The following is an 8713-nucleotide window of genomic DNA, read 5'->3' as shown; positions in this document are numbered from 1 at the left end:
ATTTACAACAAGGGGAGATGATGGCCATTCTTTTTCTGTTTCATAAAAGAAAACTTGCAAAAACCCCTTTCCAAAATCTATCATGATAGGAAGCGTTTTTGTGTCAGTATGTAAGACATCTCCATTTTCTGCTATAAAGGTATAATTATAGGTTTTTCCAGGGGTGAGCTGTGTTGAGGTACGATAGTTATTATCCAGTGTTAGAAGTACAGGTTCTTTTTCCGTACAATCCTTACAACTAACTTTTACCTGAATGATTTGACCTTTATATACGCTATCCTTATCAATACCAGAGAGCTGAATACCTGCCACAAAATTGTCTTTGTTTTTAAAGAATTTTGGAACCTTTTTAGTGTAGGTAAATACATATTGGCTATCGGAAATAGCTTTGATGTCTTCTACACATTTTCTCTTTTCACTGAGGAGAATATTACCTTCTTCATCTTTAAAGGTATAGGTATAGCTTTTTCCTAGTTCCTGAACGATTAGGGTTTGACCTTTCTTGTTTAGAGATTTAGTATCGTTAATGTTTTTTTCGCAATCATCGCAAGTTATTGTAAGAGAAACACTGTCAGGTAGGGGATAGTCATTACCAGAAGCTAGTGTAACTCTAACTACGTTAGGCGCTAGCTTTTCCTGAATTATTTCTAATTCCTCAGGATCAAGTATGATTCCAACTTTCTCTCCATCACTTTGTCCTTCTGTACTTTCCGTGATGATAGATTGTTTTTTCAATTCACCAGTTTCGGTGTCTACAAAAATCACATCATATTTTTTGTCGGGCTCTAATTCTACGAGGTACTTCCCTTCAATGAAGGTACTTTTCATTTCTTGTATGGTAAAATCGGATCCGCAATCAAAACACTGTAAGGTTATCAAAACACCTTCTGGTTCTGGTTTTTCTTCTATTGTTTTTAGATTACCATTAACAAATAGATTATTGTTGGGGATATAGTTATCGTAGATAATCCTGTAAATATCTTTCTCGCCATTTCCTTCAGGACGGTAGGAAGTGATATAAGCCACTTTTCCATCAACGGTAGTGGTGTAGTACAAATCATCTCCTGTTGAATTTATAGGAGAACCTAAATTGATAGGAGTAGACCATTGGTTATCTTCATTTACCACAGTCAAGAAAATATCGAAACCACCAATCGATTTTACTCCATTACTGGCAAAGTACATGGTTTTACCGTCAACAGAAATAAAAGGAGAGTCTTCATCCCATTCTGTGTTAATTTCTGGTCCCATATTAATGGGTTCTGACCATTCACCATTACCATACCTAACAATTCGGTATATATCTCTTCCTCCATACCCTCCAGGTCTGTTCGAAGAAAAATAGGCTACATTTCCGTCTCCAGTAAAAGCGATATGTGGTTCCCAGTATTCTGAGTTAACTTTTGGTATATCTAATTTTTTAATCCTTGAAAAAGGGTTTGTAGCGTCAATAGGAGCGAGGTATAAATCTCCATTACCCTGTGCATCATCGTAGAGGTAAATGGTCTTTTTGTTTAAACTAAGTGCTACCGTTGCTTCGTTTTGATTGACACGAGAGAAATTCAATAGTTCTGCTTCACTCCAAGATCCATCAATTTGTTTGTGAGAAACGTATACGTCTTCGAGGTATTCGCCAGAATTAGGATCTAGTTCAGAAGCGTTGGACTCGTCAGCTCTTAATCTTCTTGAGGTAAAGTAAAGTGAACGACCGTCATATGAAATAATACTTGCGTACTCAGGATACTCGGTATTCACCGTATTCCCCAAACCTTCTAAATGCACGTGTGATTTGTAAAAACGAGCATCTTCTGCATTATCACATTGAATAAGGTTTAACTCCGCTGTTTTGTAAGCGGGAGTGTTTAATTTTTCTTTACTGATAAAAAGCTGGTAATATTTTCGCGCATTTTCGATATCTCCTTTGAGGTGATAACAGCGCGCTAATTGATAGTAGGCGTCGATAGGAGCTGCTTTTTCTCTGTAATTGTAAAAGTCAAAATTTTCTACAACACTGTCTACAGCATATTTAAGGAAAGGAAATGCTTGATTGTAATTAGAACTCATGTTCAGCAAGGCAAAGCCATGTCTGAAATTGTTATTGTAAGAGAGACTGTCTTTCTCAAGTAATTTGGAGCTTATCAACGAGGCTTGATAGTAAACGCCCTGTTCAAGTAATTTGTAATTATGGGTAAGAAGGGTTTTGGTATTTCCTTTGTTGATAATAGACTCTAAATCCTTCCAGTTGTATTGACTAAAAGCATTGAAACTTAGTAAGAAAAGCAGCGCTATTATAGTTCGGATCATGCTAACAAAAATAAAAAAAATCCCATCGTAGAAACGATGGGATTAACTAAAATTTTCTAATCTGTTAGAATTCTCGATTAACGTCGAAACTTTCTAGGTAATCAGCAACACGTTTTACAAACATTCCTCCTAAAGCACCATCTACAACTCTGTGGTCGTAAGAGTGAGATAAGAACATTTTGTAACGGATTCCGATAAAGTCACCTTCTGGAGTTTCAATAACCGCAGGAACTTTTCTAATCGCTCCTAAGGCAAGAATTGCAACTTGCGGTTGGTTGATGATAGGCGTACCCATCACGTTTCCGAAAGTACCAACATTGGTTACTGTGTAAGTACCACCTTGAATATCTTCTGGTTTCAATTTGTTGTCTCTTGCGTTAACAGCCAACTCATTTACTGCTTTCGTTAAGCCCGTTAAGTTGAATCTGTCTGCCTGCTTAATTACAGGAACAATTAAGTTTCCAGAAGGAAGAGCTGTAGCCATTCCTAAATTGATATTCTTACGTTTAACGATTTTGTTTCCATCAACCGCAACGTTAATCATAGGGAAGTCTTTAATTGCCTTAACAACAGCTTCCATGAAGATAGGAGTGAATGTAATGTTTTCACCTTCTCTCTTCTTGAATTCTCCTTTTACTTTGTTTCTCCAGTTCCAGATGTTTGTTACATCTGCTTCAACGAATGAAGTAACGTGAGGAGAAACGTGCTTAGACATTACCATGTGGTCAGAAATCATTTTTCTCATTCTGTCCATCTCGATAATCTCGTCACCTTGCATTGGTGGAACCGCTGCAGGTTTAATATTTGCTAACATACCTCCTTGAGCTGGAGCCGCTGCTGGTGCAGATGGCGCCGCTGGAGCTGCTGCTGGAGCCGGAGCTGCCGCTTTTGGTGCTGCTACTTTTCCTGCTGCTTTATCATCAATGTATGCTAAAATGTCTTTCTTCGTAACTCTTCCAGCTAAACCAGTACCTGTAATCGTTTCCAATTCAGCCATTGAAATACCTTCAGTTGAAGCTATAGATCTTACTAATGGTGAGTAGAATTTTCCGCTAGGTCCGTTTTTATCCAAATCCCCACCGTTTGCAGTTTCAACAGCCTGTTCCACTTGGTCCATAACCTCTACTGCAGCTTTAGGAGCTTCTTCTTTTGCTGGCGTTTCTTTTACTGGAGCTGACTCACCGTCTGTTGATATCACGGCAATTACATCTCCTACTTGAGCAACTTGGTCTTTGTCGAATCTGATTTCGATCAAAGTTCCTTCTGCTTCTGATGGTAATTCGTTGTCTACTTTATCTGTAGCTACCTCTACTAGAGGCTCATCCATTTCCACTGTATCACCAACTTCTTTCAACCAGTTAGTTATCGTGGCTTCTGTAACACTTTCTCCCATTTTAGGAAGACGAATTTCAACCTGCGCCATATTATGTTTGAATAGATTTGTCTTGTTTTCGAGTGCAAAAATAACCGAAATTTCCGATTCATCAAGATTTACAACCAGTTTATCTGTCTAGTTGTCGCCAAGAATTGAGTAAAATTTTAATATCCTTCGTTAAGGTGTAATCCCTTGCGTAGATTAAATTTAACTTAAAAACAGGGATGTTAACGCTTCCCGTTTTAGAATTAACATTTTGTGCATCTTCGGGACTTAGAATACCATGTTTTATCTTGGGTAGGGAGGAGTTGGTTTCTTTTGCAGAACTGCTGTATCCTACAAATGATTTCACGCCTACAATCAACGAAAATACGTTCGATATGAAGTTTGATTTTTTGGAGTAAAACCAAATAAGTAGTGGAGATAAAACCAGTAATATACATCCTCCTGTAAAGTCGAAAATGCGTTTGTTGCGTTTGTTCTTATTGCTCACAATAGCATTGATATCCATCACGTAAAGATCTCCAGAAGTATCTACGCTGTTAGAACCAATTAAATACATACTGTCGGGTTGAGCAATTTTAAAATCTAAATCTGTACCGTCTATTGCAGACATCCAACCAATGATGCTTTCTGCAGTGTTGTCTTTTGCACAAAATATGATTTCATCTACTTTTTCAATGTGTACGATTTGATCAAGCTGACTTACTACACCTACTTGGCCCGCTTCTTTGTGTTCTTGCGTACCTACAAAGAGTACCTTGTCAATTTTTTGATTGGTCTGTGCTAAAATATTGGCAACTCTTTCACTTTCTTTTGGAGAACCTACAATTGCGAATTTCTTGTTTTTATTCCCAAATAAATCAAAGCTTTTGCCTACAGCAAAATGCAAGAAAACTCGAGAGAGAAGGTAATAGAACATCACCCATAATGTTCCGATAAGTATGTAAAGTCTGGAAAATTGATAGTCTTTGGGCAGCAGTGCATAGACCATTAAAATTACTGCGGTACCTATCAATGAACCCGAAAAGAATTTCTTGAGCTTGATGGGTTTATCATAGCCTCCTTGAAAGAAATTACTTAGTAACCATGTGATGCCGTATGCGGGAAGAGCATATTTTAAAACTCCACTGGGGAATTCAATGTTAGCCTTACTCCAGTAATTGGTAAGTAATACTAATCCTGTAATAATAAATGTTAGATCTGTTACGGGGAGGAAGGCATGTTTGATAAAACGAGAAGTTAACGCCAAGCCTGCTCTAAAATAAATAGCAAGGTTAATGAGGAATGAAAATACCTTAGCGTTTTTTTGACTAAAGTGCTTTTCGGCAAATATTACCATGGCTCTGTAGAATACAAAGACATAGTTAATACTGCTTTTCTTCGTGCTTTCACCCTTGTAATGTATGATTTGAGTTTCAGGGAAGTAATAGTTTTTAAAACCTCCTTGAATGATTCTATAACTTAAATCGATATCCTCTCCATACATGAAGAAAGTTTCGTCTAACAATCCCACTTTTTGAAGGGCTTCATTAGACATAAGCATGAATGCTCCACTTAGTATTTCTACTTCGTTGGTTTCAAATTCATCTAAGTACCCCAAATGATATTGTCCAAATTTCTTTGATTTTGGAAACAGCTTAGAGATTCCGAAAATTTTGTAAAATGCTACAGCTGGTGTTGGAAGTCCTCGCTTAGATTCTGGTAAAAACTTTCCTTTACCATCTATCATTCTCACACCTAAACCGCCAGCATCAGGGTGAGCATCCATGAAGTTGACACATTTCTCAAAAGTATCTTCTTCTACAACGGTATCGGGGTTTAAAAGCAAAACGTATTTCCCTTTGGCGATACGCATGGCCTGGTTGTTCGCCTTAGAAAAACCAACGTTATCCTTGTTGGCAATGACTTTAGCTGCTGGGAATTTCTTTCTGACCATTTCTACAGATCCATCTATAGAATTGTTATCCACAACGAAAATCTCACCGCTCACTTTTTCAAGTGATTTAAACGCTGAATTCAAGCATTGTTCTAAGAAATACTCTACGTTGTAATTTACAATTACAACACTGATGTCAAGACTAGGATCTTCCAATTAGTTTTTAAATATTTTTGCTTTTACAAAGAACTCTGTAGTTAAATTGATGTATACATCCTCTGTGAAGTATTCATCCGTAACTGTATTCAATCTTAGTTTAAAGGCATCTTCCTGGATGTAATCTCCTAAGTTCACATCTTCAACATCACAAACGATAGATTTACCAACATTATCTGAAATGTAGGTTTTGAAGGCAACTCTTTTTTCAGGAAGATTATCACTAGAGATATAAATCTCTACGGACTCTAGCCAGCTAAAAGTGTAATCTGTAGGATCTGTAATCTCTAACTTAAGTTGAGTAAGTTTTAATTGATCTATGTTTTCTTTACGCGTGTCATTGGCTTCGAATTCTCCTTCGTAATTGGTTTCCATGTCTGGAGTGCTAATATTGAAGGGGATATTAATGACGGCATTGGATTGAACAACCACTTGAGATGTGTCAGTAATATAGAATTCAGTGATTTTCTTCTTACAAGAAGCTAAACCAAAAATTAATGGGGTAAATAAAGTAAGTATTAATAGTTTTTTCATTGTCTAAATGGGTTATTCATAGTTAGAAACGCACAGCGATACAAGATATTTCAACATCAACGTCCATGGGAAGTTTACTTACCTGAACAGTCTCTCTAGCCGGCGCTTCTGAAGGAAAGAATTTCGCATATTCTTCGTTAACAAGGGAGAAATTGTCCATGTCTTTTAAGAAAATACTGCATTTTACAATGTTGCTCATTTCCAAGCCTGCTGTTTCAACAAGAGCCTTGATATTTTGCATTACTTGCTGTGTTGCAAGGGCAACAGAAGAATCATTCAATGTTCCTGTTTTAGGATCAATAGGAATTTGTCCACTCACATAAAGCGTGTTATTTGCTTCTACTGCCTGACTATATGGTCCGATAGGAGCAGGAGCTCCTGGGATTTGATATATTTTCTTCATCATTATTTTTCCTATTCGACAAGTTTAATAATTTTGAAGGAAAAAAAGCCGTGAACGTACTTCTTCTTGATAATTTTGATTCATTTACCTATAATTTATTTCACTACTGCGAAGAGATAGGAGCCAAGGTGGATGTTATAAGGAATAATGAAATAGATCTCGCATCCGTTGAGAAGTACGATAAAATTATTCTTTCTCCCGGTCCGCACCTTCCAAAGGATGCTGGTAAATTAATGGAGCTTATAGCTATGTATTACGACAAGAAACCGATGCTGGGTGTATGTTTAGGTATGCAAGCTTTAGCAGAGTTTTTCGGAGGAGAATTATACAATTTAGATCGCGTGAATCATGGTGTGGAAGACCAGTGTGTTCAGATTATGCCCAATCAACTTTTTAAGGAAGTTCCAGAGGAATTTAAGGTTGGATTATATCATTCATGGGCTGTGAAAAGACCCTTACCAAAAGGATTAAATATTACGGCATTATCTCAAAGTGATGTACTGATGGCTTTTGAACATGAAAAATTACCAATTTACGCCGTGCAATTCCATCCAGAAAGTGTTATGACGCCTGAGGGTAAAATTATCATGAAGAATTTCTTATCGCTTTAATCGATGATTTTTTAAGTAGTTGAAAATTACTTCTTGAAGTTTATCTGAAAAATGTATTTTTAGTCTTCATAGCTAAAAATATAAGATCAACATGAGTAATTATCATATCAAAAACCTAGAAGAATATTTTCAAGTTTACCGTAAGTCTGTCCGCAACCCAGAAGTGTTTTGGGGAGAAATTGCCGAAGAGCATTTTGTGTGGAGAAAGAAATGGAATACAGTTTTAAACTGGAATAAAGAAGAGGCAAAGGTAACTTGGTTTGATGGAGCTCAATTGAATATTACAGAAAATTGTATAGATAGACATTTGGTAGTGAATGCTGATAAAACTGCCTTGATTTTCGAACCAAATGATCCCGCTGAAGAGTACAAAACATACACTTACAAAGAACTTTCTATTGCCGTAAATAAAATGGCCAATGTTTTAAAGTCTAAAGGAATTGTTAAGGGAGATAGAGTTTGTATTTATTTGCCTATGATTCCCGAATTAACGATTGCTTTATTGGCTTGTGCTAGAATTGGCGCTGTTCATTCGGTAGTTTTTGCTGGATTTTCTTCTAGTGCTTTGGCTTCCAGAATTAAGGATAGTTCATGTAAAATGGTCATTACCTCTGATGGTGCATATCGTGGGGCGAAAGATATTGATTTGAAATCCATTGTAAATGAAGCTTTGGAATCATGTACAAGTGTGGAGACATGTTTGGTTGTAAAACGAACAAATAGTGCGGTAAATCTAGTGGAAGGAAGAGATGAGTGGATGGCTCCCTTAATGGAAACTGCCAGCGAAGATTGTCCTGCCGAGATAATGGAAGCTGAAGATCCATTATTTATACTTTATACCTCTGGGTCTACAGGAAAGCCGAAAGGAATGGTACATACCTGTGGTGGATACATGGTGTATACAGCATATACTTTTAAAAATGTGTTCCAATATCAAAAAGGAGATGTGTATTGGTGTACGGCAGATATAGGTTGGATTACAGGACATAGCTACATTGTTTATGGACCTTTGGCCAACGGGGCAACTACTTTAATGTTCGAAGGAGTTCCAAGTTACCCGAGTTACGATAGATTTTGGGATGTAGTGGAGAAACACAAAGTAAATCAATTTTATACAGCACCTACTGCAATAAGGGCGCTGGCCAAACAACAAATAGATTATGTAGAAAAGCATGATTTAACTTCTTTAAAAGTTTTGGGAACAGTTGGTGAACCTATCAATGAAGAGGCTTGGCACTGGTATAACGACAATGTTGGAAAGCGTAAGAGTCCGATTGTTGATACTTGGTGGCAAACAGAAACCGGAGGTATGATGTTGTCTCCGTTAGCGTATATAACCCCAACTAAGCCAACGTTTGCTACTTTACCCATTCCTGGTGTTCAACCTGCTT

Annotated in this window: 6 protein-coding genes and 1 pseudogene; 2 read left to right on the top strand and 5 right to left on the bottom strand. The window is 37.2% G+C overall.

Going from position 1 to position 8713, the window contains the following annotated elements; translation table 11 throughout:
- The 5 genes and pseudogenes from R3333_RS09795 to R3333_RS09775 all read right to left on the bottom strand — a co-directional run.
- Positions 1 to 2304, bottom strand: a pseudogene (locus R3333_RS09795) (hypothetical protein); the annotation flags it as partial.
- A gap of 64 nt (positions 2305 to 2368) precedes the next feature.
- The gene (locus R3333_RS09790; protein WP_318958612.1) at positions 2369 to 3727 is read right to left on the bottom strand and encodes a dihydrolipoamide acetyltransferase family protein; all 1359 of its coding nucleotides are present in this window, start codon (positions 3725 to 3727) and stop codon (positions 2369 to 2371) included.
- A gap of 79 nt (positions 3728 to 3806) precedes the next feature.
- The gene (locus R3333_RS09785) at positions 3807 to 5774 is read right to left on the bottom strand and encodes a glycosyltransferase family 2 protein (RefSeq protein ID WP_318958611.1); all 1968 of its coding nucleotides are present in this window, start codon (positions 5772 to 5774) and stop codon (positions 3807 to 3809) included.
- On the bottom strand, positions 5775 to 6308 hold the full coding sequence (locus R3333_RS09780; protein WP_318958610.1) for a hypothetical protein: 534 nt from the start codon (positions 6306 to 6308) through the stop codon (positions 5775 to 5777).
- Positions 6309 to 6330: 22 nt separating this feature from the next.
- Positions 6331 to 6711 carry a RidA family protein gene (locus tag R3333_RS09775; protein ID WP_318958613.1) on the bottom strand — a complete coding sequence of 127 codons (381 nt, stop codon included), beginning with the start codon at positions 6709 to 6711 and terminating at the stop codon, positions 6331 to 6333.
- A gap of 50 nt (positions 6712 to 6761) precedes the next feature.
- Here R3333_RS09775 and R3333_RS09770 point away from each other — a divergent pair, with 50 nt between their 5' ends.
- Together R3333_RS09770 and R3333_RS09765 are read left to right on the top strand one after the other, a co-directional pair.
- Complete coding sequence (locus R3333_RS09770; RefSeq protein ID WP_318958609.1) at positions 6762 to 7322, top strand: aminodeoxychorismate/anthranilate synthase component II; 561 nt, start codon at positions 6762 to 6764, stop codon at positions 7320 to 7322.
- 91 nt (positions 7323 to 7413) lie between these two features.
- A partial coding sequence (locus R3333_RS09765; RefSeq protein ID WP_318958608.1) for an AMP-binding protein occupies positions 7414 to 8713 on the top strand: 1300 nt, incomplete at its 3' end.

The sequence above is a fragment of the Lishizhenia sp. genome, from assembly GCF_033720595.1.
GTDB lineage: Bacteria > Bacteroidota > Bacteroidia > Flavobacteriales_D > Crocinitomicaceae > Lishizhenia.
This window is presented reverse-complemented; position numbering and strand designations above follow the sequence as displayed.

What these genes read in the sequence shown, in the direction of transcription:
- R3333_RS09775 (WP_318958613.1), bottom strand. Translation starts at nt 6,711, where the DNA reads ATGAAGAAAATATATCAAATCCCAGGAGCTCCTGCTCCTATCGGACCA.
- R3333_RS09790 (WP_318958612.1), bottom strand. Translation starts at nt 3,727, where the DNA reads ATGGCGCAGGTTGAAATTCGTCTTCCTAAAATGGGAGAAAGTGTTACA.
- R3333_RS09780 (WP_318958610.1), bottom strand. Translation starts at nt 6,308, where the DNA reads ATGAAAAAACTATTAATACTTACTTTATTTACCCCATTAATTTTTGGT.